The 26,891-nt window shown below is 54.2% G+C and carries 23 protein-coding genes; 10 read left to right on the top strand and 13 right to left on the bottom strand.

Annotated elements, in window-relative coordinates:
• Positions 1 to 51 precede the first annotated feature (51 nt).
• Both AOY24_RS00800 and yfaU read left to right on the top strand, forming a co-directional pair.
• Complete coding sequence (locus AOY24_RS00800; RefSeq protein ID WP_043000046.1) at positions 52 to 1,341, top strand: MFS transporter; 1,290 nt, start codon at positions 52 to 54, stop codon at positions 1,339 to 1,341.
• A gap of 25 nt (positions 1,342 to 1,366) precedes the next feature.
• Positions 1,367 to 2,170, top strand: coding sequence for a 2-keto-3-deoxy-L-rhamnonate aldolase (yfaU, locus tag AOY24_RS00805; RefSeq protein ID WP_044258552.1), 804 nt, complete (start codon positions 1,367 to 1,369; stop codon positions 2,168 to 2,170).
• 45 nt (positions 2,171 to 2,215) lie between these two features.
• On the opposite strand, the gene AOY24_RS00810 is transcribed toward yfaU, so the two are convergent.
• From AOY24_RS00810 to glpA, 4 genes are all read right to left on the bottom strand, one after another.
• Positions 2,216 to 3,130 (bottom strand): Rpn family recombination-promoting nuclease/putative transposase, encoded by a 915-nt coding sequence (locus AOY24_RS00810; protein WP_054175982.1) that lies wholly within the window; start codon positions 3,128 to 3,130, stop codon positions 2,216 to 2,218.
• 182 nt (positions 3,131 to 3,312) lie between these two features.
• Positions 3,313 to 4,503: an anaerobic glycerol-3-phosphate dehydrogenase subunit GlpC gene (gene glpC, locus AOY24_RS00815; RefSeq protein WP_043000049.1), complete on the bottom strand. Its 1,191-nt coding sequence runs from the start codon at positions 4,501 to 4,503 to the stop codon at positions 3,313 to 3,315.
• Positions 4,500 to 5,759 (bottom strand): glycerol-3-phosphate dehydrogenase subunit GlpB, encoded by a 1,260-nt coding sequence (gene glpB, locus AOY24_RS00820; protein ID WP_044266206.1) that lies wholly within the window; start codon positions 5,757 to 5,759, stop codon positions 4,500 to 4,502. The genes glpC and glpB overlap by 4 nt, the downstream gene beginning before the upstream one ends.
• The gene (gene glpA / locus AOY24_RS00825; RefSeq protein WP_043000051.1) at positions 5,749 to 7,377 is read right to left on the bottom strand and encodes an anaerobic glycerol-3-phosphate dehydrogenase subunit A; all 1,629 of its coding nucleotides are present in this window, start codon (positions 7,375 to 7,377) and stop codon (positions 5,749 to 5,751) included. The genes glpB and glpA overlap by 11 nt, the downstream gene beginning before the upstream one ends.
• A gap of 273 nt (positions 7,378 to 7,650) precedes the next feature.
• On the opposite strand from glpA, the gene glpT reads away from it, so the two are divergent.
• From glpT to inaA, 3 genes are all read left to right on the top strand, one after another.
• Positions 7,651 to 9,009 (top strand): glycerol-3-phosphate transporter, encoded by a 1,359-nt coding sequence (gene glpT, locus AOY24_RS00830; protein ID WP_044258558.1) that lies wholly within the window; start codon positions 7,651 to 7,653, stop codon positions 9,007 to 9,009.
• A gap of 4 nt (positions 9,010 to 9,013) precedes the next feature.
• Entirely contained in the window at positions 9,014 to 10,090 is a 1,077-nt protein-coding gene (gene glpQ, locus AOY24_RS00835; protein ID WP_043000052.1) for a glycerophosphodiester phosphodiesterase, read from the top strand.
• Positions 10,091 to 10,305: 215 nt separating this feature from the next.
• On the top strand, positions 10,306 to 10,956 hold the full coding sequence (gene inaA / locus AOY24_RS00840; protein ID WP_054175983.1) for a lipopolysaccharide kinase InaA: 651 nt from the start codon (positions 10,306 to 10,308) through the stop codon (positions 10,954 to 10,956).
• A 6-nt stretch (positions 10,957 to 10,962) separates the two neighbouring features.
• Here inaA and yfaE read toward each other — a convergent pair whose 3' ends face one another.
• From yfaE to ubiG, 4 genes are all read right to left on the bottom strand, one after another.
• Positions 10,963 to 11,217: a ferredoxin-like diferric-tyrosyl radical cofactor maintenance protein YfaE gene (gene yfaE / locus AOY24_RS00845; protein ID WP_043000054.1), complete on the bottom strand. Its 255-nt coding sequence runs from the start codon at positions 11,215 to 11,217 to the stop codon at positions 10,963 to 10,965.
• Entirely contained in the window at positions 11,217 to 12,347 is a 1,131-nt protein-coding gene (gene nrdB / locus AOY24_RS00850) for a class Ia ribonucleoside-diphosphate reductase subunit beta (protein WP_042317865.1), read from the bottom strand. Before nrdB ends, yfaE begins: the two co-directional genes overlap by 1 nt.
• Before the next feature lie 114 nt (positions 12,348 to 12,461).
• The gene (nrdA, locus tag AOY24_RS00855; RefSeq protein ID WP_054175984.1) at positions 12,462 to 14,747 is read right to left on the bottom strand and encodes a class 1a ribonucleoside-diphosphate reductase subunit alpha; all 2,286 of its coding nucleotides are present in this window, start codon (positions 14,745 to 14,747) and stop codon (positions 12,462 to 12,464) included.
• 416 nt (positions 14,748 to 15,163) lie between these two features.
• The gene (gene ubiG / locus AOY24_RS00860; protein ID WP_044258562.1) at positions 15,164 to 15,892 is read right to left on the bottom strand and encodes a bifunctional 2-polyprenyl-6-hydroxyphenol methylase/3-demethylubiquinol 3-O-methyltransferase UbiG; all 729 of its coding nucleotides are present in this window, start codon (positions 15,890 to 15,892) and stop codon (positions 15,164 to 15,166) included.
• Positions 15,893 to 16,038: 146 nt separating this feature from the next.
• Between ubiG and gyrA the strand changes: the two genes are divergently transcribed.
• The 5 genes from gyrA to AOY24_RS00885 all read left to right on the top strand — a co-directional run bounded on the left by gyrA (position 16,039) and on the right by AOY24_RS00885 (position 21,986).
• Positions 16,039 to 18,675 carry a DNA topoisomerase (ATP-hydrolyzing) subunit A gene (gyrA, locus tag AOY24_RS00865; protein ID WP_044266198.1) on the top strand — a complete coding sequence of 879 codons (2,637 nt, stop codon included), beginning with the start codon at positions 16,039 to 16,041 and terminating at the stop codon, positions 18,673 to 18,675.
• Between the two features lie 356 nt (positions 18,676 to 19,031).
• Positions 19,032 to 19,553 carry a PTS glucitol/sorbitol transporter subunit IIC gene (locus AOY24_RS00870; RefSeq protein ID WP_042317872.1) on the top strand — a complete coding sequence of 174 codons (522 nt, stop codon included), beginning with the start codon at positions 19,032 to 19,034 and terminating at the stop codon, positions 19,551 to 19,553.
• Between the two features lie 9 nt (positions 19,554 to 19,562).
• Positions 19,563 to 19,961 carry a PTS glucitol/sorbitol transporter subunit IIA gene (locus AOY24_RS00875; protein WP_054175985.1) on the top strand — a complete coding sequence of 133 codons (399 nt, stop codon included), beginning with the start codon at positions 19,563 to 19,565 and terminating at the stop codon, positions 19,959 to 19,961.
• Positions 19,942 to 20,958, top strand: coding sequence for a PTS glucitol/sorbitol transporter subunit IIB (locus AOY24_RS00880; protein WP_054175986.1), 1,017 nt, complete (start codon positions 19,942 to 19,944; stop codon positions 20,956 to 20,958). The genes AOY24_RS00875 and AOY24_RS00880 overlap by 20 nt, the downstream gene beginning before the upstream one ends.
• An 11-nt stretch (positions 20,959 to 20,969) precedes the next feature.
• Positions 20,970 to 21,986, top strand: a complete 1,017-nt coding sequence (locus AOY24_RS00885; RefSeq protein ID WP_044258571.1) for a Gfo/Idh/MocA family protein — start codon at positions 20,970 to 20,972, stop codon at positions 21,984 to 21,986.
• A 94-nt stretch (positions 21,987 to 22,080) separates the two neighbouring features.
• Here AOY24_RS00885 and AOY24_RS00890 read toward each other — a convergent pair whose 3' ends face one another.
• From AOY24_RS00890 to atoD, 5 genes are all read right to left on the bottom strand, one after another.
• A complete protein-coding gene (locus AOY24_RS00890; protein ID WP_054175987.1) occupies positions 22,081 to 22,836 on the bottom strand; it encodes a MurR/RpiR family transcriptional regulator in 756 nt (251 codons plus the stop codon).
• A 192-nt stretch (positions 22,837 to 23,028) separates the two neighbouring features.
• The gene (locus tag AOY24_RS00895; RefSeq protein ID WP_054175988.1) at positions 23,029 to 24,213 is read right to left on the bottom strand and encodes an acetyl-CoA C-acetyltransferase; all 1,185 of its coding nucleotides are present in this window, start codon (positions 24,211 to 24,213) and stop codon (positions 23,029 to 23,031) included.
• Between the two features lie 30 nt (positions 24,214 to 24,243).
• Positions 24,244 to 25,566, bottom strand: coding sequence for a TIGR00366 family protein (locus tag AOY24_RS00900; protein WP_043000062.1), 1,323 nt, complete (start codon positions 25,564 to 25,566; stop codon positions 24,244 to 24,246).
• Positions 25,563 to 26,213: a 3-oxoacid CoA-transferase subunit B gene (locus tag AOY24_RS00905; RefSeq protein WP_043000063.1), complete on the bottom strand. Its 651-nt coding sequence runs from the start codon at positions 26,211 to 26,213 to the stop codon at positions 25,563 to 25,565. Before AOY24_RS00905 ends, AOY24_RS00900 begins: the two co-directional genes overlap by 4 nt.
• Complete coding sequence (gene atoD, locus AOY24_RS00910) at positions 26,213 to 26,875, bottom strand: acetate CoA-transferase subunit alpha (RefSeq protein WP_043000064.1); 663 nt, start codon at positions 26,873 to 26,875, stop codon at positions 26,213 to 26,215. Before atoD ends, AOY24_RS00905 begins: the two co-directional genes overlap by 1 nt.
• Positions 26,876 to 26,891: the final 16 nt, after the last annotated feature.

Raw genomic sequence — 26,891 nt, forward strand, 5'->3', positions numbered from 1 at the left:
TGTGCGTTGCCGCAGCGTCGGCAACGCCCTCATCTCTTTGAGGATCTTGCTATGAGTACCACTCTTCTTGACGGCGTGGTGAAGAAAAACCGCGCACGTTTAATCCCGTTTATGCTGGCACTGTATGTACTGGCGTTTCTGGACCGTTCGAACATTGGCTTTGCCAAAGAGACCTATCAGATTGATACCGGGCTGAGCAACGAAGCCTATGCGCTTGGCGCGGGGATTTTCTTTGTGGTCTACGCCTTTCTTGGCGTGCCCGCTAACCTGCTGATGCGCAAGCTGGGGGCCAGAACATGGATTGGCACCACCACGCTGTTGTGGGGATTCCTCTCCGCCGCGATGGCGTGGGCGGATACCGAGGCGAAATTCCTGATTATCCGTACCCTGCTGGGAGCGGCGGAAGCCGGTTTCTTCCCCGGCATGATCTATCTCACCTCGCAATGGTTCCCGCAGCGTAACCGCGCCAGCATTATGGGGCTGTTTTACATGGGGGCGCCGCTGGCGTTGACGCTGGGATCGCCGCTGTCCGGCGCGCTGCTGGAGATGCACGGTTTCATGGGGCATCCTGGCTGGTTCTGGATGTTCGTTATCGAAGGTTTGCTGGCAGTTGGTGCCGGGGTCTTCACCTTCTTCTGGCTGGATGATACCCCGCAGCAGGCCCGTTTCCTCAGCGCAGAAGAGAAAGCGGCGCTCATAAGCCAACTGGCGAGTGAAGAAGAGAAGAAGACCACGTCAAAACTGACGGATGCCCTGCGTAACGGACGCGTCTGGCAACTGGCGATTATCTATCTGACGATTCAGGTGGCGGTGTACGGACTGATTTTCTTCCTGCCGACTCAGGTTGCTGCACTGCTGGGCACCAAAGTCGGCTTCACGGCGTCGGTGGTGACTGCCATTCCATGGGTTGCCGCACTGTTCGGGACCTGGCTGATCCCTCGCTACTCAGACCGTACGGGTGAACGTCGTAATGTCGCTGCGCTGACGCTGCTGGCGGCGGGGATTGGCATCGGCGTATCCGGGCTGGCGTCTCCGATGGTGGCGATTCTGGCGCTTTGCGTAGCGGCTGTCGGTTTTATCGCCGTACAACCGGTGTTCTGGACCATGCCGACGCAATTACTTTCCGGCACCGCGCTGGCGGCGGGGATCGGCTTCGTGAACCTGTTTGGCGCGGTGGGCGGGTTTATTGCGCCAATCCTGCGTGTTAAAGCAGAAACGATGTTTGCCAGCGATGCCGCAGGACTGTTGACGCTGGCGGGCGTCGCCATCATCGGCTCATTGATTATTTTCACCCTGAGCGTAAATCGTCCTGCGTCGCAACCGGGTGCTGCGCATCAATAAGTTTATCCATGTTGTAAGGATCATTATGAACGCATTGTTAGCAAACCCTTTTAAGGACGCACTCCGCAAAGGGGAAGTACAAATCGGACTGTGGCTGAGTTCGACCACCTCTTATATGGCGGAAATTGCCGCGACGTCGGGTTATGACTGGCTGCTGATCGACGGCGAACACGCGCCGAACACGATGCAGGATCTCTATCATCAGTTGCAGGCGATAGCCCCTTACGCCAGCCAGCCGGTGATTCGTCCGGTAGAAGGCGCTAAGGCATTGATCAAGCAGGTACTGGATATCGGCGCGCAGACGCTGTTGATACCGATGGTCGATAGCGCAGAACAGGCGCGGCAGGTGGTTGCTGCAACCCGTTACCCGCCGGTGGGGGAGCGCGGCGTCGGCGCCAGCGTGGCGCGGGCAGCGCGCTGGGGACGCATTGAAAACTATATGGCGCAGGCCAATGAGTCACTCTGTCTGCTGGTGCAGGTTGAAAGTAAAGCCGCGCTGGATAATCTGGATGCGATCCTCGATGTAGACGGGATTGACGGCGTGTTTATTGGTCCCGCCGATCTTTCGGCTTCGTTGGGGTATCCGGACAACAGCGGGCACCCGGAGGTGCAGAGGATTATCAAAGAGAGCATCCAGCGCATTCGTGCGGCCGGAAAAGCGGCGGGTTTTCTCGCCGTCGATCCGCTCATGGCGCAGAAATGTCTGGAATGGGGGGCAAACTTTGTCGCCGTGGGCGTTGATACTATGTTGTATACTGACGCGCTGGATCAGCGGCTGGCAATGTTTAAGCCCGGTCAGACGATGCCGAAACTGAAAAGCAGTTACTAAATCCATAGCCCGGCGGCGCTGCACCGCCGGGCCATCTGTCAGACTTTACGGACTGTTTGCCATGATATCGTCGAGTGACAGTCCGGTTATCATCAACACCTTGTCGCGTTCGATCCCGCTTTTCAGCATCATCCGCGCGATACGTAATGCCTCCTCCCTGGTGCCTTTTTGCCTGCCTTCCTGCAATCCCGTATGGTGGCCTTCCTGCCGAAGCCTTTCTGCAATCGTCATCAATTTCTCCTTGTGATGGGGAACTCGCTCAGCGACGTTACGGATAAAGTCACTGAAGCGGGACACATCGCCGTACTGCACCAGATAATTAAACAGCGCATGCAACTGGCTGTCATTAGCAGTACCAGTAATTAACAGCGTGACCAGTCGGTCAACCAGCCCCATCAGATCACGATCGCGGATATGTTTTTGCATCAGTTCCAGCAGGGCTATGCGCTTATGCTGCATGATTTCGTCGTCAGAGATGACCGTGATATCGATCAACGGAAAGGCTTCCGTGTAGAGTTGCCGCGCCAGCTGTGGGTCGTTAAATTCGTCCAGCCAGTTCAGTGAGAAAGGGTATGGGCTTTGTTCGCCATGATAAAACAGCATCGGGATCACCAGCGGCAAGGTTTTATTTCCGCTATCAAGGTGGTGTTGCATCGCGGCAGTGGCATAGCGCATCAAACGAAAGGCCATGTGCGGCACGGCGGTACTCTGATGTTCGATAACGCAGTAAATGTAACCCTCACCCTCGCGTGTTTTCAGCGACCACAAAACATCGGAATAGTAGGTTCTCAGGTCGTCTTCAATGAAGGTGGTGGATTCCAGTTTGAGCGTGGTTAACTCGCAAAGTTTGCATAATGACTCAGGAAGATGAATCTTAAGAAAATCCTGCGCAATTTCAGGATGGGTCATCATCTTTTTAAACACGGCATCGTGCGGTGTTGACGTCGTTGATTTCACCATGGTTGTCCATCACCAAAGAATCCAGTGACGTGACGATACGAGGTTACATTAAGGGCTGCATGCCCGAAATTCAGTCTTTGCGAAGAGGGACGGGAGATAAATACGTACGACGGTAACGTATTCAATTTTGTGGAAGGCTAAACGCAAAAACGCCCGGGGCACCGTGCCGCCGGGCGAGTCATTTAGCCTAATGCTTTCGCCAACAGGGTGATCGGATGTTCGCAGCGTTTGCTGGTGGACATCTCGATTTGCCATTTGCAGGTCTCGCAGTCGGTCACCACAATATCCGCGCCGCTGTCTTCAATCTGTTTAAACAGCGGTGCGCCGATGGCTTGCGAGGTAGGATAGTTCTCTTTTTTAAAGCCGTAGGTACCAGCTATTCCGCAGCACTGAGAATCCAGCACCGTGAGTTCCAGCCCCGGAATGCGGCGTAACAGTTCAAGGGTGTACAGCGTCCAGCCCATTTTTTCCATATGGCACGGCGTGTGATACACCACTTTTAACGGTAACGGCTTCAGCGGCAGGGTTTTTCCTTCGTCCAGTTTTCGCCACAGCCAGCGGGTTGCCAGTTCGATATGTTCCCGCAGACCGCTGTTGTCGACGTCCAGCACTTCCGGATACTCGTCACGCAGTGCAAAAGTACAGGTCGAGGAAGTGGCAATGACCGGAATCCCCTTCACGCCAATCGCTTCACGCAGTGATTCGACGTTAGTCACCGCCTGTTTACGCGCCTTGTCGGTGAACCCGTTGGCAATCAGCGGCACGCCGCAACACTTCTCTTTACTCAATAACTGAACGCCGGTGCCCATCGCGTTCAGCACTTTGATCAAATCTTTGCCGAGCTGCGGATGGTTGTAATTCACAAAACAACCGTGGAAGAAGGCAACCTGATCGTTGTACTGCGCCTGCTGGGCCGCCACGCTGCGATACCAGCGGCGGAAGGTGCCGAAAGAGTATTTTGGCAACGTCCGGCGATGGTCGATTTTCAGCGCGTAATCGAGCAACTGGCGCACCGGTTTCAGTGATGTTGCCGTGTTGACCACCGGCGCGAACGGGGTGGAAACACTGCCCATCAGGTCGGTGTGGCTTAAGATAAAGTTACGCAGCGACGGGGTGGAGGTGTCATATTTTGCCCGCGCGCGCTGAATGATATCGCCGATTTTGACGTCAGACGGGCAGGCCACTTCGCAGCGTTTGCAGTTAATGCAATATTTCAGCGCGTCGTCGTACAGCGCGCCATCTTTCAGACGCAGGCGCTCGCCGTCGGGACCGGCCTGTTTGGGGCCCGGGTAACCTGGATTCACACGGCTGACCGGACAGGCGGTAGTACACACCGTGCATTTGATGCAACTTTCAAAACTCGTATCGCTCATTGCTCACCTCCTGCACGTGCTGCAATGTGATGGGCGGCATGTAACGCGGTGACTGCGCAGACACCGCCTCCGCATCCCTGGGCAATGGGGTCGAATCCGCCGAGAACCGAGCCAATCGCATAGAGGTTGTCTACGGTTTGTCCGGCCAACGACGGGCGCAGCGCCTCATCAGTGCTGACGCCAAACTGTTGCCAGGGTTGCGCGTCAAAGAAATCGCGTTGATACCATTCGGCGCGGGTCGCCGTTTGCTGAACATCCAGTCCCAGAATCGGTTCGCGGATCCCTTCACGTTCGGCAAGCAGGCCGCTGCTAAAGAAACTCCCGCTGGCAAGCACCGCGAAACACGGGCGTAGCGGAATGTCCGCGTGGTTGCGCGTCCAGATTTCGCTCACCACGCCATTTTTGCAGGTGACTTTCTTCACCTCATCGCCTGGCATCCAGATCCCGCCCTGACGGACGAACTGACGCTGCAACTGGTTATGCAGACGGATCCCCAGCACCGATGGCGGTAGCGTAGGCAGTAGCATCAGCGAGCATGGCAGACGCTCGTTGAGCCAGCGCCAGAGGCGGTCATCCGCCAGACCAAAGCAGGCGGGCATGATGATCATTTCGCAGGTTTTTGCGATCGGCAACAGCGCGTCATACAACAAGGGCCATTTATCTTCGTTATCCAGAAAACGTGCAATATTCACCGCCCGAAATTCGGTGGCGTTGTCACGCAACACGTCCAGTTCCGGCAGGTCGATTTCGGCGGTTTCAACCGTCAGATCCTGCTGACGTAAAGAGGCCGCCGCCAGGTGCGCCTGAAAATCGAGTAAGCCGCTAATGCCCACCACACAGAGGCGTTTTGCCGCCAGCGGCCAGACAGGGACTTCCGGTGAACTGAGCCAGGTCGAACGCAGTGTGCCGAGCGGGGTGACCCGCTGATGTGACTGCCGAACCTCGCCTTGCAAATGCGCGCCGGAGGCTTCCAGCAGCGCCTGTGTCTGTTCAGCGAGTGTCAGAACGCGTTGCGTACCCAGCGTGGCGTAGGGATGTGTTGGGGCCTGTTCGCGCAGGGCGTCCAGACCGGCAGTGATGTCATTCACTGGTTGCCCGTCCGGTAGCGCGCTGAGCAGATCCAGCGAGCCGGAAGAGAAGTGCAGCGCGCTCTGACCGCGAGTGACCACCGCACAGCGTAATCCGCTCTTTTGCAACTGCAGTCCGCACAGCAGTCCGGCGAGACCGCCGCCCATAATGACCGTATCAAATCTCATCGCGAGGCTCCTTTTCCAGACCACATAATCCCTGGTATACCCAGCGGGTAAATTCGCTTTCGCGCAGGGCATCACCCCAGGCGATCGGTTGTACGCCTTTCCAGCGTTCGTTGAGGAAGTCTGACAACTGGGTAATGGACTGCGCAGCGGTGGTGATGTTAAAGCGTTGCAGCAACCCGGCGGCACGGCAGGCGCAGAGCTCGCCCTGACAGGTGCCCATCCCCACGCGGGTGCGACGACGGAGATCAAGCAGGCTGTTGACGTTTAAATTTTCGACGGCGTACTGCACTTCACCCGCAGTGACGGCTTCACATTCACAGACCAGACTGCGGTGCTGACGACCATGACTCAGCCATGCTGGCGTACGGTCGCCGTGGCGATACACCGCGGAGCCTCGCAGTGGGGCTGGCAGAGAGATCACGCGCTTCAGCGTGCTTTCCGTGGGTTCCTGCGAGCCCGGTAGCGGCGTGTCTGCAGTGATGCAAGGACGCGTGTTACCCAGTTTCCGGCAGACCGCGTCGGTGGCCCATTCCGCCATTAGACGATAAGTCATCAGTTTGCCGCCGGTAATCGTGATAAACCCGTCCAGGCCGTCGCGTTTCGCGTGATCGAACAGCACAATGCCGCGACTGACGTTACGACCGCTGGGATCGTCATCGCTTGCCACCAGTGGACGCACCCCGGAGTAGGCGCGCAGAATGCGCGTTTTCGCCATGATCGGCGCCAGCTTTTCACCTTCGCGCAGCAGAATATCGACCTCATCGGCGGTGACGCGGTTGCTGTCGATATCATTGTAATCAATGTGGGTTGAGGTGGTGCCAATCAGCGAAATGGTATCGCCGGGTACCAGAATATCGGCGTCGGAAGGCTTGCGGCAGCGGTTAATGACGTGTTGGTTGATGCGGTGGTCCATAATGAGCAGCGACCCTTTCGCCGGGAACATGCGGATACTCAAATCGGCATATTCCGCGATCCGCTGTCCCCAGATCCCGGCGGCGTTCACCACCACCGGCGCATGCAGCGTTTGCGTTTCGCCATTGAGATGGTTGCGCACATGGACACCGCTAACGGTCGCGCCTTCACGGATCAACCCCGTCACTTCGTGGGCGGTCAGGATAATAGCACCGTGCTCTTTCGCATCAAGCATGTTGGCTGCAGTCAGGCGGAACGGATCGACCGTTCCGTCCGGCACTTTGACCGCGCCGATCAGCTGTGGATTCACCGACGGTTCGATAATCCGCGCCTGTTGCGGATCGATCGCTTCTGCCCGAATGCCCGCTTCTTCACAGGCACGGATAAAGGTGGCCTGAAAGGAAAGCTCATCTTCGGGCAGGGTAATAAACAGACCGTCTGTCGGCTCAACGCAGTGGCGGGCGATACGTTTCAGAATTTGGTTTTCGCTGATGCATTCGCGGGCAGATTCGGCGTCAGTCACCGCATAACGTGCGCCGCTGTGCAGCAGTCCGTGGTTACGACCGGTCGCTCCGGTCGCAATATCATGACGCTCGACTAAAATAACACGGAGTCCACGCAGCGCGCAGTCGCGGGCAATCCCTGCGCCAGTGGCACCACCCCCAATGATAATCACGTCACTGGTTTGCGAGTCGCGAGTTTTCATTGTTTTCCCTCACAGTTCGTTTTTTATCATTTAGCCACATAAAAAGCATGGTTTGTTTGATTTCGCGCATATTCGCTCATAATTCGAAAATGAAACGTGATTTCGTGCGCCTTTCTGAACATTCATCATAAATCTGTAACAATATGTGCTGTAATTCACATTCACGGCATGTATCTTTGCATAACATCGCGACCAACACTGGAAGCAGCGGGGGTTGCGTGTACCACCTGCGGTGTTTACTACTTATAAAAGACGGGCCACGGAGGCTACATTATGTTGAGTATTTTTAAACCAGCGGCGCATAAAGCTCGCTTGCCTGCAGCGGAGATCGATCCGACATACCGCCGGCTTCGCTGGCAAATATTCCTGGGGATATTCTTTGGCTATGCCGCGTACTATCTGGTGCGCAAGAACTTTGCCCTTGCAATGCCTTACCTGGTCGAGCAGGGGTTTTCACGCGGTGATTTAGGTTTTGCCTTGTCGGGGATCTCTATTGCCTACGGATTTTCGAAATTCATCATGGGGTCGGTTTCGGATCGCTCGAATCCGCGCGTTTTCCTGCCAGCCGGTCTGATTCTGGCCGCGGCAGTGATGCTGTTCATGGGCTTTGTACCGTGGGCGACATCGAGCATTGCCATTATGTTCGTGCTGTTGTTCCTCTGCGGATGGTTCCAGGGAATGGGCTGGCCGCCGTGCGGACGTACCATGGTGCACTGGTGGTCGCAGAAGGAACGTGGCGGGATTGTCTCCGTCTGGAACTGTGCGCATAACGTCGGTGGCGGGATCCCTCCGCTGCTGTTCCTGCTCGGGATGGCCTGGTTTAACGACTGGAAAGCTGCCCTGTATATGCCAGCGTTCGGCGCCATTCTGGTGGCTATTTTCGCTTTCGCGCTGATGCGTGATACGCCGCAATCCTGTGGCCTGCCGCCCATCGAAGAGTACAAAAACGACTATCCGGACGACTACAACGAGAAAGCGGAAGAAGAGCTGACCGCGAAGCAGATCTTCATGCAGTACGTTCTGCCGAATAAACTGTTGTGGTACATCGCGATTGCGAACGTGTTCGTTTACCTGCTGCGTTACGGCATTCTCGACTGGTCTCCAACCTATCTGAAAGAAGTGAAGCACTTTGCGCTGGATAAATCCTCCTGGGCCTACTTCTTCTATGAATATGCAGGGATCCCTGGCACGCTGCTGTGCGGCTGGATGTCGGACAAAGTGTTCCGTGGTAACCGTGGCGCGACCGGTGTGTTCTTTATGACCCTGGTGACGATCGCTACCATCGTTTACTGGATGAACCCGGCAGGTAACCCGACCGTCGATATGGTTTGTATGATTGTGATCGGCTTCCTGATTTACGGTCCGGTGATGCTGATTGGCCTGCATGCGCTGGAACTGGCACCGAAAAAAGCCGCAGGGACGGCAGCGGGCTTTACCGGCCTGTTTGGTTACCTCGGCGGTTCCGTGGCGGCTAGCGCCATCGTCGGCTACACCGTGGACTTCTTCGGCTGGGACGGCGGTTTCATGGTGATGATCGGCGGCAGCATTCTGGCGGTGATTCTGTTGATTGTGGTGATGATCGGCGAAAAACGCCACCATGCTGAGATGCAACTGAAACGCAACGGGGGCTAAGTGAATGAAAAAAACACTGAAAAACCTGAGCCTGACGCTGATGATGGCGGGCGCGGTAATGGGAAGTCATGCCCTGGCCGCCAGCAACACGGATAAAGTTGTGATTGCCCACCGTGGCGCGAGCGGCTACCTACCGGAGCATACGCTGCCCGCGAAAGCGATGGCCTACGCGCAGGGGGCGGATTATCTGGAACAGGATCTGGTGATGACCAAAGACGACCAACTGGTCGTCCTGCATGACCACTATCTTGATCGCGTGACGGATGTCGCCGAGCGTTTTCCGGATCGTGCGCGCAAAGACGGTCGTTATTACGCCATCGACTTTACGCTGGACGAAATCAAATCTCTGAAATTTACCGAAGGGTTTGATCTGGAAAATGGCAAGAAGGTGCAAACCTATCCTGGCCGTTTCCCGATGGGTAAATCGGATTTCCGCGTGCATACCTTTGCTGAAGAGATCGAGTTTGTTCAGGGACTGAACCATTCTACCGGCAAGAACATCGGTATCTATCCGGAGATCAAAGCGCCGTGGTTCCATCATCAGGAAGGGAAGGACATTGCGACGAAGACCCTGGAAGTGCTGAAACAGTACGGTTACAGCGACAAGCAGGACAAAGTCTATCTGCAAAGTTTTGATGTAGCAGAACTCAAGCGCATCAAAAATGAGCTGGAACCTAAAATGGGGATGGATCTGAACCTGGTGCAGTTGATTGCCTATACCGACTGGAATGAAACCCAGGAGAAGCAGCCGGACGGCAGTTGGGTCAATTACAACTACGACTGGATGTTTAAACCCGGGGCGATGAAGCAGGTGGCGGAATATGCGGACGGCATCGGTCCGGATTACCACATGCTGATTGACGAGAAGTCGACGAAAGGCAATATCGTCCTGACAGATATGGTGAAAGAGGCCCACCAGAATAAGATGGCGGTTCATCCTTATACGGTGCGCGCCGATCAGTTGCCGGAGTACACGACGGATGTGAATCAGCTGTACGACATCCTCTACAACAAAGCGGGCGTGGACGGGCTGTTCACCGACTTCCCCGACAAAGCGGTGATGTTCTTACGTAAAGAGTAACAACCGCGTTATCCCTCTCCACTGCACCCCAAAGGCGGGCAACCGCTGAGTAAGGTGCAGTTTTTTTATCTCTTTTCCTGCCGGTTTAATGCAAAAAAGCACACGTCAGATCAAGAAGTCCGTAGCCGATCATTAATTTCTTAAGATTTCCTTAAGAAGAAGATTTATATTTGTTCGATAAATAATTTATGTCGTTACTGTAACGGATGGTCACAATGGCGCAGGCAGCAGTGCAGGATGAGTTTGAGAGCTGGTGGGCAACGGAAGGCGATTGGGTCGAAGAACCGAATTATCGACGCAAAGGGATGAGCGGTGTGCAATGCATCGAACGTGACGGGAAGAAATTGTATGTGAAGCGGATGACACAACACCTGTTTCACTCGGTACGCTATCCTTTCGGACGTCCGACGATTGTGCGCGAAATCGAGGTGATCAACGAACTGGCCCGCGCGGGCGTTATCGTGCCGAAAATTGTCTATGGCAACGCGACAAAAGTTAACGGTGAATGGCGTGCGCTGCTGATCACCGAAGATATGAAAGGCTTTGTGAGCATCGAGGAGTGGTATAAACAGCATACAGTGACGCCGTATCCTGATGAGGTGCGAGATGCAATGCTAAACGCGGTCGCGCTGGCCTTTAAAAAGATGCACAGCGTCAATCGTCAGCACGGCTGCTGCTACGTAAGACATATCTATGTGAAAACGGAAGGGACGGTAGAAGCCGGGTTTTTAGATCTGGAAAAAAGCCGTCGTCGTTTGCGCCGCCATAAAGCGGCGCACCATGACTTCTCTCAGCTTGAGAAGTACCTGAGTCCCATCCCGAAAGCGGACTGGGAACAGGTGAAAGCGTATTACTACGCGCTGTAACGCGCGCTACATCTCAATTTCGATGTCGCCTTTTGCCCTGCAACAGCAGGGCAAAATTTCGCCGGGCTGAATGAATGCTAACGGCTCGGCGATCCAGTCCACTTGACCTGCAACCAGACGGCAGCGGCAAGAGCCGCAATAGCCTTCGCGGCACTGATATTCCACTTCAACGTTGTGCGATTCAAGCGCGGCGAGCAGGGAAGGGTGTTCATCCTGGCACAGCAACTGTGTGCCAGTGATGCGCAGTGTGACGCGTCCCATCAGAGCTGGAAGTTACTCAGATCGTCGGTATCGACTTCAGAGTCGATCTGCCCGACCAGATAAGAACTCACTTCCACTTCCTGCGGGGCCACCTGAACGTTATCGGACACCAGCCAGGTGTTGATCCACGGGATCGGATTGGAACGGGTCTGGAACGGCAGATCCAGACCGACCGCCTGCATACGAATGTTGGTGATGTATTCGACGTACTGGCACAGAATGTCTTTGTTCAGGCCGATCATTGAACCGTCGCGGAACAGATAGTCTGCCCACTCTTTTTCCTGCAGGGCGGCCTGCACAAACAGGTCATAGCACTCCTGCTTACACTCTTCGGCAATTTCCGCCATTTCCGGATCGTCAACGCCGCTGCGCAACAGGTTCAGCATGTGCTGAGTGCCAGTCAAGTGCAGCGCTTCGTCACGGGCAATCAGGCGAATGATTTTAGCGTTGCCTTCCATCAGTTCACGCTCGGCGAAAGCGAATGAGCAGGCGAAGCTGACGTAGAAGCGGATTGCTTCCAGCGCGTTGACGCTCATCAGGCACAGATACAGTTTTTTCTTCAGCGCACGCAGGTTCACGGTGACGGTTTTGCCGTTCACGGTGTGCGTCCCTTCGCCCAGCAGGTGCCAGTAGCTGGTCATCTCAATCAGCTCATCGTAATAGCTGGAAATGCCTTCCGCACGTTTCTGGATCTGCTCGTTGGTGACGATGTCATCAAACACAATAGCCGGATCGTTAACGATATTACGAATGATATGGGTGTAAGAGCGCGAGTGAATGGTCTCGGAGAAGGCCCAGGTTTCGACCCAGGTTTCCAGTTCCGGAATGGAGATCAGCGGCAGCAGTGCCACGTTCGGGCTACGCCCCTGAATAGAATCCAGCAGCGTCTGGTACTTCAGATTGCTGATAAAAATGTGTTTTTCATGCTCTGGCAGCGCCTGGTAGTCGATGCGGTCGCGTGAAACGTCAACCTCTTCAGGACGCCAGAAGAAGGAGAGTTGTTTTTCGATCAGCTTTTCGAAGATGTCATATTTTTGCTGATCGTAGCGGGCCACGTTAACCGGCTGACCAAAAAACATCGGCTCCAGCAGTTGATCGTTTTTCGTCTGTGAAAATGTGGTGTATGCCATTGAAGTGAGTCCTGTCAGCTGTGTAATGCCGGATGGCGCTTCGCTTATCCGGCCTACAACATCCGATTGATTTTGTAGGCCGGATGAGGCTTTTCGCCGCCATCCGGCAACAGATTAAATCTTACATGCGCCGCTTTCGCAGCCATCGTCCTGAATGGATGGCACCAGATCGTCCTGGGCATCTTCCGCGCCGTCGCGGGTGTTCTGATAATACAGCGTTTTGACCCCGAACTTATAGGCGGTGAGCAGGTCTTTGAGCAACTGCTGCATCGGCACTTTTCCGGACGGGAAGCGCGACGGATCGTAATTGGTGTTGGCTGAAATCGACTGATCGATAAACTTCTGCATAATCCCGACCAGTTGCAGATAACCGTCATTCCCCGGCATTTCCCACAGCAGCTCATAGGCGTTGCCCAGGTGCTCGTAGTCCGGCACCACCTGACGCAGGATACCGTCTTTCGACGCTTTAATGCTGACGTAACCGCGCGGCGGCTCAATACCGTTAGTGGCGTTCGAGATCTGCGAAGAGGTCTCGGACGGCATCAGGGCAGAGAGCGTTGAGTTACGCAGACCGTGGGTCTTGATGGACTCACGAAGCGCTTCCCAGTCATGATGCAGCGGTTCACTGGTGATGGCATCCAAATCTTTCTTGTAAGTATCGATCGGCAGAATGCCCTGTGCGTAGGTGGTTTCGTTAAACCATGGGCAGGCGCCTTGTTCAATCGCCAGTTCGTTAGAGGCCTTCAGCAGATAGTACTGAATGGCTTCAAACGTTTTGTGCGTCAGGTTGTTGGCGCTGCCGTCGGAGTAACGTACGCCGTGCTTCGCCAGATAGTAAGCGTAGTTAATCACGCCAATACCCAGCGTACGACGCCCCATCGCACCACGTTTGGCAGCCGGGATCGGGTAGTCCTGATAATCTAACAGCGCATCAAGGGCGCGAACGGCCAGTACCGCCAGCTCTTCCAGTTCCTCGAGGCTGTTGATTGCTCCCAGGTTGAACGCGGAGAGCGTACACAGGGCGATTTCACCGTTTTCGTCGTTCACATCCATCAGTGGTTTGGTTGGCAGCGCGATTTCCAGACATAAGTTGGACTGGCGCACCGGCGCGACCTGCGGATCGAACGGGCTGTGGGTGTTGCAGTGGTCAACGTTCTGAATATAGATACGACCCGTAGAGGCGCGTTCCTGCATCATCAGCGAGAACAGTTCAACGGCTTTGACACGCTGTTTGCGGATGCTGTCGTCTTTCTCATATTTCGTGTACAGACGCTCGAACTCGTCCTGATCGGCGAAGAACGCATCATACAGGCCAGGGACGTCGGACGGGCTGAACAGGGTAATGTCTTCCCCTTTCAGCAGACGGGTGTACATCAGTTTGTTGATTTGTACGCCGTAGTCCATGTGACGCACGCGGTTGCCTTCCACGCCACGGTTGTTTTTCAATACCAGCAGGCTTTCCACTTCCAGATGCCACATCGGGTAGAACAGCGTGGCCGCACCACCGCGTACACCGCCCTGAGAGCAGGATTTCACGGCGGTCTGGAAGTGCTTGTAGAACGGGATACAGCCGGTGTGGAACGCTTCGCCGCCGCGAATCGGGCTGCCCAGCGCACGGATATGACCGGCGTTGATACCGATACCAGCACGCTGGGAAACGTATTTCACAATCGCGCTGGAGGTGGCGTTGATCGAGTCCAGGCTGTCGCCGCACTCGATCAGCACGCAAGAGCTGAACTGACGCGTCGGGGTACGAACGCCGGACATGATCGGCGTCGGCAGAGAAATTTTGAACGTCGACACCGCGTCATAAAAACGTTTGACGTATTCCAGACGGGTTTCGCGCGGGTAATTCGAGAACAGGCAGGCTGCTACCAGAATATAGAGGAACTGGGCGCTTTCGTAGATCTCACCGGTGACACGGTTCTGTACCAGATATTTCCCTTCCAGCTGCTTAACGGCGGCGTAGGAGAAGGTCATATCACGGTCGTGTACGATGAACGAGTCCATCTGCTTGAACTCTTCTTCCGTGTAGTCTTCCAGCAGATGATTGTCGTATTTGCCCATTTCAACCATTTTCACCACATGGTCAAACAGTTTCGGCGGTTCAAATTCGCCGTAGGCTTTTTTACGCAGATGGAAAATCGCCAGACGCGCAGCCAGATACTGATAATCCGGCGCATCGCGGGAGATCAGGTCCGCCGCCGCTTTAATGATCGTTTCATGGATATCGGAGGTCTTGATACCGTCATAAAACTGGATGTGGGAGCGCAGTTCGACCTGAGAGATCGATACGTTATTCAGTCCTTCTGCCGCCCAATCCAGAACCCGATGGATTTTGTCGAGATTGATGCGCTCTGTACTACCATCACGCTTTGTCACCAGCAGACTCTGATTCATGTGGTTTTTTACCTGTCCGTGAAAGAAAAAATATCCCCTGCATTATCCACAATGCCACCTTGTGACTAACTCTGTGGATAAATACTACATGTAGGGGTTGAGTGTTAAAGTAAACGCTATATGGTGAGTATTCTAGTAGGGATTCTTTTCAGCACAAGAGTTGATTTTGAGGTTAAATTGAGGTTGCAAAAGGGTAAGAATGGCTAAGTGCACGTCGCATAAGGCCTGGCGGGGATGTCAATAATTCATAAAAAAAATAGATAATTTGATCGAGTGCTGATTTCTTCAACGAAGGTGTAGAAAGTTCTCATGATCTGGCGCAATTTTTGTAAGCCGGATGGCGACAGTAATGTTGTATCCGGCCTACAGGCACATCTTTGTAGGCCTGATAAGCGAAGCGCCATCAGGCAGGGGGCTTATTCCGCTTTTGCGGTGGTATGCACCATATAGTTCACATCAACGCCAGGGCCAAGCTTGAAGGTGTTGGTGATAGGGTTGTAGTGCAACCCGGTCATATGGCGCTCCTGCAAGACCGTCTGATCCACCCAACCTAGCAGCTCCGCAGGTTTAATAAATTTCTTCACATCATGGGTCCCTTTCGGCACCATGCGTAAAATATATTCCGCACCGACAACCGCCATCAGCCAGGATTTGCCATTACGGTTGAGCGTTGAGAAGAACACCTCGCCGCCGGGTTTCACCAGTTGTGCGCAGGCGCGAACCACCGATTGCGGATCGGGCACATGTTCCAGCATCTCCATACAGGTTACCACGTCATACTGATGGGCATGTTTTGCCGCGTGCTCTTCCACGGTTTCCTGCACGTAATCCACCTGAATACCACTTTCCAGCGCATGCAGTTTTGCTACCTGCAAGGGCTCAAACCCCATGTCCAGACCGGTCACTGTGGCGCCTTCACGCGCCATGCTCTCTGCCAGAATGCCGCCGCCGCAGCCGACGTCGAGCACCTTTTTACCAAACAGGCCGCCTGAGCGTTCAGCAATATAGCCCAGCCGCAGCGGGTTAATGCGATGCAACGGCTTAAATTCGCCTTCCAGATCCCACCAGCGCGACGCGACTGCTTCAAACTTGGCAATTTCTTCATGGTCAACGTTGTGGTTTACCGGTGGTTTTACGGCATTCATCGGGGCTTTTACTCCTTATAGGGCTAGTGACAGGAGTATATCAGTCCACGCGGGTGAATAAAGCTTATTGGTTTACCTCAATCTCTGCGGTTGTGTTATAATTTGCGACCTTTGAATCCGGGATACAGTAGAGGGATAGCGGTTAGATGAGCGACCTTGCGAGAGAAATTACACCGGTCAACATTGAGGAAGAGCTGAAGAACTCTTATCTGGATTATGCGATGTCGGTCATTGTTGGCCGTGCGCTGCCGGATGTCCGAGATGGCCTGAAGCCGGTACACCGTCGCGTACTTTACGCCATGAACGTATTGGGCAATGACTGGAACAAAGCCTATAAGAAATCAGCCCGTGTCGTTGGTGACGTAATCGGTAAATACCACCCGCATGGCGACTCTGCGGTATACGACACCATTGTCCGTATGGCTCAGCCGTTCTCGCTGCGATATATGCTGGTGGATGGCCAGGGGAACTTCGGTTCCATCGATGGCGATTCCGCGGCGGCGATGCGTTATACGGAAATCCGTCTGGCGAAGATTGCCCATGAGTTAATGGCCGATCTGGAAAAAGAGACGGTTGATTTTGTCGACAACTATGACGGCACGGAAAAAATCCCTGACGTTATGCCGACCAAAATCCCGAACCTGTTGGTAAACGGTTCGTCCGGTATCGCAGTAGGGATGGCGACCAACATCCCGCCACACAACCTGACGGAAGTGGTTAACGGCTGCCTGGCGTATATCGACAATGAAGACATCAGCATTGAAGGGCTGATGGAATACATCCCGGGTCCGGACTTCCCGACGGCGGCGATCATCAACGGTCGTCGCGGTATTGAAGAAGCCTATCGTACCGGTCGCGGTAAAGTGTACATCCGTGCCCGCGCGGAAGTGGAAGTAGACGCGAAAACCGGTCGTGAAACCATTATCGTGCATGAAATTCCGTATCAGGTGAACAAAGCGCGCCTGATCGAGAAAATCGCGGAACTGGTAAAAGACAAACGTGTTGAAGGCATCAGCGCGCTGCGTGACGAGTCTGACAAAGACGGTATGCGCATCGTGATTGAAGTTAAGCGCGACGCGGTCGGGGAAGTGGTACTGAACAACCTCTACTCCCAGACTCAACTGCAGGTCTCTTTCGGTATCAACATGGTGGCACTGCACCATGGTCAGCCGAAGATCATGAACCTGAAAGACATCATTTCAGCGTTTGTGCGCCACCGCCGTGAAGTGGTGACCCGCCGTACCATTTTCGAACTGCGTAAAGCCCGCGATCGTGCGCATATCCTTGAAGCACTGGCGATTGCGCTGGCGAACATCGACCCGATCATTGAGCTGATTCGTCGTGCGCCGACCCCGTCGGAAGCGAAAGCCGCATTGATCGCACGTCCGTGGGATCTGGGCAACGTGGCTGCGATGCTGGAACGTGCTGGTGACGACGCTGCGCGTCCGGAATGGCTGGAGCCAGAATTCGGCGTGCGTGACGGTCAGTACTACCTGACAGAACAGCAGGCCCAGGCGATTCTGGATCTGCGTCTGCAGAAACTGACCGGCCTTGAGCATGAAAAACTGCTCGATGAATACAAAGAGCTGCTGGAACAGATCGCGGAACTGCTGCACATTCTGGGCAGCGCCGATCGCCTGATGGAAGTGATTCGCGAAGAGCTGGAGCTGATCCGCGATCAGTTTGGCGATGAGCGTCGTACCGAAATCACCGCGAATAGCGCTGATATCAATATCGAAGATCTTATCAACCAGGAAGATGTGGTTGTGACCCTGTCTCATCAGGGCTACGTGAAGTATCAGCCGCTGACCGACTACGAAGCACAACGTCGTGGTGGGAAAGGCAAATCGGCTGCACGTATTAAAGAAGAAGACTTTATTGACCGTCTGCTGGTGGCCAACACCCATGACACGATCCTCTGCTTCTCCAGCCGGGGCCGTCTGTACTGGATGAAGGTTTATCAACTGCCAGAAGCGAGCCGTGGTGCGCGTGGCCGTCCGATCGTCAACCTGCTGCCGCTGGAAGCCGACGAACGTATTACCGCTATCCTGCCGGTTCGTGAGTACGAAGAGGGCGTGAACGTCTTTATGGCGACCGCCAGCGGTACGGTGAAGAAAACCGCGCTGACCGAATTCAGCCGCCCGCGTTCTGCCGGTATCATTGCGGTGAACCTGAACGATGGCGACGAACTGATTGGCGTGGATCTGACCTCCGGTTCTGACGAAGTCATGCTGTTCTCGGCGGCGGGCAAAGTGGTGCGCTTTAAAGAGGACGCCGTCCGTGCGATGGGCCGTACTGCGACTGGCGTACGAGGCATCAAGCTGGCGGGCGAAGACAAAGTCGTCTCCCTGATTATTCCACGTGGTGAAGGCGCGATCCTGACCGTGACGCAAAATGGTTACGGTAAGCGTACGGCGGCGGAAGAGTATCCGACCAAGTCCCGTGCGACGCAGGGCGTTATCTCTATCAAAGTGACCGAGCGCAACGGTTCTGTTGTTGGCGCGGTGCAGGTTGATGATTGCGACCAGATCATGATGATCACCGATGCCGGTACGCTGGTGCGTACTCGCGTGTCGGAAATCAGCGTGGTAGGACGTAATACTCAGGGCGTAATCCTCATCCGTACGGCGGAAGATGAAAACGTGGTGGGTCTGCAGCGTGTAGCTGAGCCGGTGGATGACGAAGAACTCGACTCCATCGACGGTAGCGCGGCGGAAGGGGATGATGATATCGCCCCGGAAGCGGAAACCGACGACGATGTCGCCGATGACGCTGACGAGTAATCGGCGAGTTTAACGACTGCACAAAAGGGAGGCGCTGCCTCCCTTTTTTTCGTCCTGAATTCACCATTTCCCCTTGCCAAAAGGTCCTGTCCGGTGACTTTTCCCTTCATGTATAAAAATACAAAATAAAATGAATAATTATAACTCTGTGAAGGTGCTCACTGTTTGTGCAGCCATTTCCCGTTAACTTTCCTGTTACCAAACCGCGATATTTACGAGCCCTTACTGCCAGGAGAACTGAAAAATTATTAAATAACATCATCTGAATTCTTAAAGACAAAAGCGTTGGCTGCCTTCATCTGTCAATACACTTCTGACGGATGAATATACTTATATCTACACGTTGGGAGTTAACTATGATAGTTGAAATAGCAGAAGGCTTTATCCATCTTTTCCAGAGCGCAGGTAAGATATTCTCCGGGATGATCGTCAGTACCATTCCGATGCTGATAACCTTAATTTTGACCGTTAATTTTATTATGAAATTAATTGGCCAACAGCGAATGGAAAAAGTCGCCACCCTGATGGGGAAGTCAAAAATATTAACCTATGGAATTTTGCCGAGTTTTGCCTGGTTCTTTCTTAGCAGTCCGGGTGCGCTGACGATGGGTAAATTTCTGCCCGAACGTTGTAAACCCGCTTATCAGGATGCGCTGGGCAGCACCGTACACCCGCTGACCTCTCTGTTCCCACACATTGTGCCATCTGAACTCTTTATCTGGCTGGGCGTCGCCGCTGGCCTGACGCGACTCGATCTACCGGTTGCCGACCTGGCATTACGCTATATCGCTGCGGGTATTCTACTCGGTTTTATCCGTGGTTTTCTGACGGAATATATCTTCACCCGGCTGGAGAAACGCGAACTTAATCAGGAATAAGGGAAAACAATGAAAGTACTATTTTCGGCTGACGTCGTAAAGGCTGGAAGAAAAGTGGAAGAGGGACTGCTTAATGGCATGTTGATTACCTTTAATGACCATGCTCCGGAAGATTATCTCGATTATGTCCTGGTCATTAAGAATATTGTTTGTGATGTTACCCCATTACAAAAAATAATGGATTATGTTCTGCAGATTAATAATCAGACCTGGAATATAACCTGCTGGGGAGAGGCCGCATGGCAAAATTTATGCGAGTTAGGTCATGTGACAGTGGTATTTGACGGGGCTGAAAAGCCAATAGCCTATGGTTCATTACACGTTAACAGTCATTGTTCTCCATCCGTAAATGAATTGATTGGCCCATTGACAATAATGAGGAAAACCAATGAAAACCGTACTGATTAAAAAAGGTCATTCAGGGATTGGCGATGACATGTATTTATCTCGCGATACCCGCATGGTCATCCTGTCGCTTACCGGCAAAACCATTGATCCGGTCGCGAAAAAACTGGGTGAAATGCTGGAAATGACCGTGGTTAACGGCTTTGACGCCATGCCGGATGATAAGAAAATCCTTTGTGTGGTCATCAACTGTGGCGGTTCACTGCGCTGCGGCATTTATCCGCAGAAAAGAATCAAGACAATCAACGTACTCCCTACCGGTGCGATGGGGCCGCTGGCGAAATATATCACCGAAGATATTTACATCTCTGATGTCAGTCTTGAATCGCTTTCGCTGATTGAAACCATTAATCAACCGGTAACCGGGGAGGAAAACGTTGAGCTCAGTGATCCTCTCCCGACAGACCATGCCTGTGCTGTGGCTCACGAACGCGTGGAGGCAAAACCACGCGGTTCCGCGACCAACACCGCGCTGGAGTTGATGACGCGTTTTGCGACGGGAATCGGTAACTTTGTCAGCCTGCTCTACTCCTCGGCGCGTGAATCGGTCGAGCTGTGTATTAAAAACGTGATCCCCTTTATGGCCTTTATCTCGGTTCTGATCGCTCTGGTTCAGGAGACCGCGATTGGTCAGTGGACCGGGAATGCGCTGTCGCCGCTTGCCGGATCGTTAACCGGTCTGTTTGTGATTGCGATTATTTGTGGTCTGCCCTTCATCTCTCCCATTCTGGCTCCTGGCGCGGCGATTGCGCAGGTCGTTGGTGTGCTGGTAGGAACGCTAATCGGTAGCGGGGTGGTTTCACCGCTGATGGCGTTGCCGGCGCTGTTCGCGATTAACGTCCAGGTCGGTGCCGATTTCATTCCCGTTGGGCTTTCCATGCAGGAGGCGAAAGAGAAAACCATTCGTCTTGGCGTGCCCTCTTTCTTGCTGTCACGGATGATTACCGCGCCCCTGGCGGTGGCCATCGGTTATCTGTTTTCGTTTGGCTTGTTTAACTGAGGAAATGTGTAATGAACAAAATCAATGCCGCGGTGGTGGGGGCCGGTATTTATGGCAAACATCATATCAATGCGTATCACTATAATCCGTGGGTGAACCTGGTGGGGTTTTGCGAGATCAATCCGGACATCCGCGCCAACGTTGCGGCGGAGTTTCAGGTGCCTGGTTATGCCTCGCTGGCAGAGTTGTTTGCCGCGACGGACGTTGATCTGATATCAATCGCGACGCCGGATCCGTTCCACTTTGATGCCACGATTGAAGCCATCAGGGCGGGCAAACACGTGCTGATTGAGAAACCGATGGCGACAACGTCAGCGGAATGTCGGGAAATCATCCGCTGTGCGCAGCAACAAGGAGTGAAGATTGGCGTTGATTACCACAAGCGTTGGGACGGGATGGCACAGCATATTCACCATGAGTTGCTGAAACCCGAAACCGGTCAGGTCCTGCGTGGCTATATGAGCATGGACGATATTATCGACGTGCCGAAAAACTGGCTGTCATGGGCGAATGAGAGTTCTCCCGTTCATTTTCTCGGAACGCATTGTTTTGATTTGATTAGATATTATATGAACGGCGCCAATGCGGTGAGCGTCTATGCGATAGGGCAGAAGAAGAAGCTGGTGGCGGAAGGCGTTGATTCCTGGGATACCATTCAGTCGTTTGTCACCTTTGATAATGGCGCGCAATGGACCGTTGAAGTGGGGTGGTGCTTACCACCTTCATTTCCCAAAGCAAACGATGGGCGTAGTTTTGTTATTACCGAGAATAACTATTATCGCGCCGATGCGCAGTTGCGGGGATATGAAATGTTCACCCCTCAGCGCAGTGCAACGCCAAATTATAATTTTATTAATTACGTTAATAATAAAGCCAGTGGCTATGGGATTCAGCCAATACATGATTTTGTTGAGCACATATTATTTGATACCCCTTATCTGGCAACCGCTGATGATGGGTTGCAGGCGACGTTAATATGTGAAGCCGTGCATCATTCGTTATCGACAGGACGTATTGTGCAGTTATAACTCATCGGTGGTTTACGCCTCATAAACCGTTTTGCTGGCTTTAATTTCTTTGATTAAGGCAGGGTTCGTTATTCCCCCTCAACCCGGTCGATGATCATTGTTTATGAGGCGCCTTTTCATTATTCATATTCAGATAGCAATATTGCAGCGCGTGGAAAAAAAGCGTGTGTAAAGACATTTTCAGTGCGGCGAAACTGAGGGGGCTGACGCTGGACTGAGGCGTATATAAGGTTACATCGGCAAGCGTCGCGCCGCTCTGATGGCAGGCGACTGCCAGTGAGGCGGCCTCATGCTCGCGAATCAAGGTAATGAGTTGATTATCCGGCTCATCTTTGAGTCCAGGAAGCAGGATCACGGAATCACAATCCGTCAGGGTGTTTGTCAGCAATGAATGGGCATTCTGGTACTCTACGGGAATGCAGACTTTACCAATATCACTATAATCCTGAATGATATTGCTGAGTAATGAACTCAGTTCTCGCGGATGACAGAAATAGAGGTTACGGCTGGAATTAATAATTTCAAAGAAAGTATTAAGGGCCGCAGGGTTATTATTATTAATAAACTCGCCAAGAATAACATTGTTTTTCGTTGCCTGGGCCGGAAGCAGTGCCTCAGGTGCGCTGCGCAGACACTTAATTAAATCATATTTAAATGAAGTAAAGCCGGTATAACCGAGAGATTGCGCAAAGCGAACAATGGAGGGTTGGCTGGTTTGCGTCTTTTTTGAAATTGCCGTCGACGTCAGTTTTTCCGCGCCCGATAATGTAGCCAGAATGTAACGGCTAATTGTTTGCTCCGCGTGCGTACCTGTTTTTACCAGTAACTGAAGTTGTTCGATAATGTTCATTGAGGTCCCTCGGTTTTGTTTATTATGACAGATACACTTTATCCTTCAAGCAGCCTCTGTGTTGGCGACGAAGCGACCCGGCTCGTCCATGAGCCTCGTCCCTTTAAGCCAGCGCAAGCGTTGTTCAAAATGCCTGCTGCCTGTTGTCCTGCGACTCGAAGGATTTAGTGTCTAACCAGGGGACCCCAGGGGTTAATTCATCCTTTCCACAATCATTGCAATACCCTGACCGCCGCCGATGCACAGCGTTGCCAGACCCAGCGTTTTATCCCTGGCGGAAAGCGCATGCAGCAATGTCACCAGGATCCGCGCGCCGCTGGCGCCGATCGGATGCCCAAGCGCAATCGCGCCACCGTTCACGTTCACCTTTTGTGGGTCGAAGCCCAGCGTCTTGCCGACGGCAAGGAACTGCGCGGCAAACGCCTCATTGGCTTCAATCAGATCGATATCGGAAAGCTGCAATCCGCATTGTTTCAGGGCTTTCTGCGTGGCGGGTACCGGCCCCATCCCCATCAGCGCTGGCGCGACGCCGCCGCTGGCATATGCCTTAATGCGTGCCAGCGGTTTCAGTCCTGCCGCCAGTGCGGCAGATTCTTCCATGACCACCAGCGCGGCCGCGCCGTCGTTGATCCCAGAGGCGTTGCCAGCGGTGACGGTGCCGGCCTTATCAAACGCCGGACGCAGTGCCGCAAGACCTTCTGCTGTTGAGTCAGCCTTGGGGAATTCGTCGCGGTCAAAGACAATGGTTTTTTTACGCGACGTGACGCTGACCGGCACAATTTCGGCCTCAAAGGCGCCAGAATGGATGGCGGCGACCGCTTTTTTCTGAGAGAGCAGTGCGAGCTCATCCTGCATGTCGCGGCTGATACCGTATTCACGGGCGACGTTTTCGGCGGTGATCCCCATGTGATAACCATGGGTGGCACAGAGCAGACCGTCACGCAGAATCACATCCGACAACTGGCCGTCGCCGAGGCGATAACCCCAGCGGGCTTTCGCATCCAGCAGATAGGGGGCTAGACTCATGTTTTCCATGCCGCCAGCAACCAGCGCCTGTGCCTGACCGGCCTGAATTGCCTGGGCGGCCAGTGCGACGCTTTTGAGCCCTGAACCGCAGACTTTGTTGACGGTAAACCCGCAGACGGTTTCGCTAAGGCCGCTTTTTAACAGTGCCTGGCGCGCCGGGTTTTGTCCCAGACCGGCCTGCAACACGTTGCCCATGATCACTTCATCCACACGTTGCGGGTCGAGTTGCGCGCGTTCCAGCGCGGCGCTAATCACAGTCGCGCCAAGTTCGATGGCGCTGGTGGTGGCCAGCGCGCCGTTGAAGCCGCCGATGGCGGTACGTACTGCGCTGACGATGACACAATTTTTCATCTTCTGTTCCTTAAAAGTGAGTCGCTGCCGTCAGAAAAAGGTCAGACCGACAACAAAAATGACACCGGAGAAAAGCAGGGCGGTGATGCAGTACCCCATGATGTCGCGAACCCCCAACCCGGCGATGGCCAGTGCGGGAAGCGCCCAGAAGGGTTGCGCCATGTTCATCCACTGCTCGCCGTAGGCAATCGCCATCACGGATTTACCCAGATCGGCCCCTAGCGCTTGCGCGGCTGGCATGACGAACGGTCCCTGAATAACCCAGTGGCCACCGCCTGACGGCACGGCAAAATTGATCAGCGCAGAGCTGAAGAAGGTCATGACCGGGAAGGTGTCTTTATTGGCGACGTTGATGAAGAACTCGGTGATGAGTCCTCCGAGACCGGAGTGCTCCATCATCAACTGGATACCGGCATAGAACGGGAACTGCACCAGGATACCGGCGGTGCTGCGCGCAGCGGCACTAATGGCGCGCATATAGGCCATCGGCGTTTTGTGCAGCAGCAGACCGGCAATCATAAACATCAGGTTGACGGTGTTGATGGTGATGTTGAACCCTTTCTCGGCGAAGTAGATCCCGAGATAAGCGATGCCTAATGCCCCAATGATCAGCGCCAGGATTCGGCTCTCTTCCAGTTTTTCGGACGGAGGCGCATCTGCTGGCAAGGTCTTCTGGAAATCAGGCTCTTCCATCAACAGTTTCGGATCGACGCTGACAACATCCGACGGTTTTGGCGTCATCATGCGGGTGATAAACGGCATGACCACAATCAGACCGAGAGTGATGAAGATGTTGAAACCGGTAAACAGGGTGTCGCTGACCGGAATCAGGCCCGCAATGTGTTCCACCGGGTTACCCGGCGTTGCCGCCAGCAGGGGCATCGAGCCGGAGAAGCCGCCGCCCCAGGTCAGAAAACCGATATAAGCGCAGGCAATCAGCAGCGGATAATCGGATCCCGGCACGCGACGGGCAACTTCACGGGCAAACATCGCTCCCACTACCAGACCGAAGCCCCAGTTGATGACGCAGGCGACGGAGCCAAAGAAGGTCACCAGCATTACGCCCTGCGCGGGCGTTTTTGCGGCAGACGCGGCAGTACGCAGCAGGTTTTTCACCGGACCGGAACTGGCCAGCGCGTGACCTGTCACGATGATCAACGCCATCTGCATCCCGAAGGCCAGCAGATTCCAGAAGCCATCCCCCCAGAAACGCACCATACTGATCGGCGTTTGCGGCGTCAGCCACAGCGCGATGCCGAACGTCAACAGCGTCAGCAGCATGGCGAAAATCAGGGGATCGGGCAGCCAGCGACTGACGAAGCGCGTCATGAAACGCGAGATACGGCCGATCATGCTTCACCTCGCTGAACGACCAGATCGGCGGCAATGTCAAACTGCGCTTCTGTTTTTGCTCGCAGAGTATCGAGGTCGCACCCGTCGACGATTTCCGTCAGCCACATTTTGCCGTCGATAAAGCGGAACACGGCGAGTTCGGTAACCAGCATATGCACCGCATGTTGGGCCGTCAGTGGCATGGTGCAGTGGCGAAGGATTTTCGCCGAGCCGTCTTTCGCGCAGTGTTCCATCGCGATAATCACTTTGCGCGCTCCGGTTACCAGATCCATCGCGCCGCCCATCCCAGGGACCATTTTGCCGGGCACGACCCAGTTCGCGAGGTTAGCCTGTTCATCAACCTGCAACCCGCCCAGTACGCAGGCATCGACGTGGCCGCCACGAATCAGCGCGAATGACATCGCGCTGTCGAACATCGCCGCACCCGGTAATATTCCGCAGGGTTGACCACCGGCGTTCACCAGATCGGGATGCGCGGTCGTGACCGGTCCCAGTCCGAGAAATCCGTTCTCTGATTGCAGGGTGATATGAATGTCATCCGGCAGATAGTTGGCGACCATCGTCGGCAGGCCAATGCCTAAATTCACAACATCACCATCGCGAAGTTCTTGCGCCACACGGCGCGCAATACGTTGTTTAGCATCCATTATTTGCTCTCCTGTGGCATGACGATATGGTCGATAACGGCGCCGGGGGTGACTATCTGATCAGGCAACAGATCGCCTGTCTCAACGAGTTCGTCAGGTTCCACCAGAGTGATATCGGCGGCGAGGGCAATAAGCGGGTTGAAGTTGCGGGCGCTGAGTTGGTAGGTCAGGTTGCCGAGTGGGTCGGCACGGTGCGCGCGGATGAGTGCCAGGTCGGCACGCAACGGTCGCTCCAGTAGCCAGGTTTTGCCGTCAAGCGTCAGGGTTTGTTTGCCATCTTCCACAATCGTGCCGACGCCGGTTGGGGTCAGGAAGCCGCCGAGTCCAGCACCGCCGCAGCGGATCTGTTCAATCAGCGTACCCTGCGGCACCAGCTGAACGTCCATCTCTTTGGCGATCATCCGACGCCCGGTTTCCGGGTTAGTGCCGATATGGGACGCAATGACTTTGTTCACCCGGCCATTGACGATCAGCGGGCCGATGCCGGTATCGACAAAGGCGGTATCGTTGGCGATCAGTGTCAGGTCTCTGACGCCGGATTCAAGTAAGGCTTCGACAAGGCGGGGCGGGGTCCCGACCCCCATAAAACCACCAACCATGATGGTCATGCCGTCACGAAAGAATCCGGCAGCGTTCTGTAAGGTAATCAGTTTTGTTTTCATTATGTTTCCCTTTTGC

The sequence above is a fragment of the Citrobacter sp. CtB7.12 genome, assembly GCF_001297795.1.
GTDB classification, from domain to species: Bacteria; Pseudomonadota; Gammaproteobacteria; order Enterobacterales; family Enterobacteriaceae; genus Citrobacter_A; species Citrobacter_A amalonaticus.

Bases quoted from the DNA above. Each gene is read 5' to 3' on its own strand.
- AOY24_RS00800 (WP_043000046.1), top strand. From the start codon at position 52: ATGAGTACCACTCTTCTTGACGGCGTGGTGAAGAAAAACCGCGCACGT.
- yfaU (WP_044258552.1), top strand. From the start codon at position 1,367: ATGAACGCATTGTTAGCAAACCCTTTTAAGGACGCACTCCGCAAAGGG.
- AOY24_RS00810 (WP_054175982.1), bottom strand. From the start codon at position 3,130: ATGGTGAAATCAACGACGTCAACACCGCACGATGCCGTGTTTAAAAAG.
- glpC (WP_043000049.1), bottom strand. From the start codon at position 4,503: ATGAGCGATACGAGTTTTGAAAGTTGCATCAAATGCACGGTGTGTACT.
- glpB (WP_044266206.1), bottom strand. From the start codon at position 5,759: ATGAGATTTGATACGGTCATTATGGGCGGCGGTCTCGCCGGACTGCTG.
- glpA (WP_043000051.1), bottom strand. From the start codon at position 7,377: ATGAAAACTCGCGACTCGCAAACCAGTGACGTGATTATCATTGGGGGT.
- glpT (WP_044258558.1), top strand. From the start codon at position 7,651: ATGTTGAGTATTTTTAAACCAGCGGCGCATAAAGCTCGCTTGCCTGCA.
- glpQ (WP_043000052.1), top strand. From the start codon at position 9,014: ATGAAAAAAACACTGAAAAACCTGAGCCTGACGCTGATGATGGCGGGC.
- inaA (WP_054175983.1), top strand. From the start codon at position 10,306: ATGGCGCAGGCAGCAGTGCAGGATGAGTTTGAGAGCTGGTGGGCAACG.
- yfaE (WP_043000054.1), bottom strand. From the start codon at position 11,217: ATGGGACGCGTCACACTGCGCATCACTGGCACACAGTTGCTGTGCCAG.
- nrdB (WP_042317865.1), bottom strand. From the start codon at position 12,347: ATGGCATACACCACATTTTCACAGACGAAAAACGATCAACTGCTGGAG.
- nrdA (WP_054175984.1), bottom strand. From the start codon at position 14,747: ATGAATCAGAGTCTGCTGGTGACAAAGCGTGATGGTAGTACAGAGCGC.
- ubiG (WP_044258562.1), bottom strand. From the start codon at position 15,892: ATGAATGCCGTAAAACCACCGGTAAACCACAACGTTGACCATGAAGAA.
- gyrA (WP_044266198.1), top strand. From the start codon at position 16,039: ATGAGCGACCTTGCGAGAGAAATTACACCGGTCAACATTGAGGAAGAG.
- AOY24_RS00870 (WP_042317872.1), top strand. From the start codon at position 19,032: ATGATAGTTGAAATAGCAGAAGGCTTTATCCATCTTTTCCAGAGCGCA.
- AOY24_RS00875 (WP_054175985.1), top strand. From the start codon at position 19,563: ATGAAAGTACTATTTTCGGCTGACGTCGTAAAGGCTGGAAGAAAAGTG.
- AOY24_RS00880 (WP_054175986.1), top strand. From the start codon at position 19,942: ATGAAAACCGTACTGATTAAAAAAGGTCATTCAGGGATTGGCGATGAC.
- AOY24_RS00885 (WP_044258571.1), top strand. From the start codon at position 20,970: ATGAACAAAATCAATGCCGCGGTGGTGGGGGCCGGTATTTATGGCAAA.
- AOY24_RS00890 (WP_054175987.1), bottom strand. From the start codon at position 22,836: ATGAACATTATCGAACAACTTCAGTTACTGGTAAAAACAGGTACGCAC.
- AOY24_RS00895 (WP_054175988.1), bottom strand. From the start codon at position 24,213: ATGAAAAATTGTGTCATCGTCAGCGCAGTACGTACCGCCATCGGCGGC.
- AOY24_RS00900 (WP_043000062.1), bottom strand. From the start codon at position 25,566: ATGATCGGCCGTATCTCGCGTTTCATGACGCGCTTCGTCAGTCGCTGG.
- AOY24_RS00905 (WP_043000063.1), bottom strand. From the start codon at position 26,213: ATGGATGCTAAACAACGTATTGCGCGCCGTGTGGCGCAAGAACTTCGC.
- atoD (WP_043000064.1), bottom strand. From the start codon at position 26,875: ATGAAAACAAAACTGATTACCTTACAGAACGCTGCCGGATTCTTTCGT.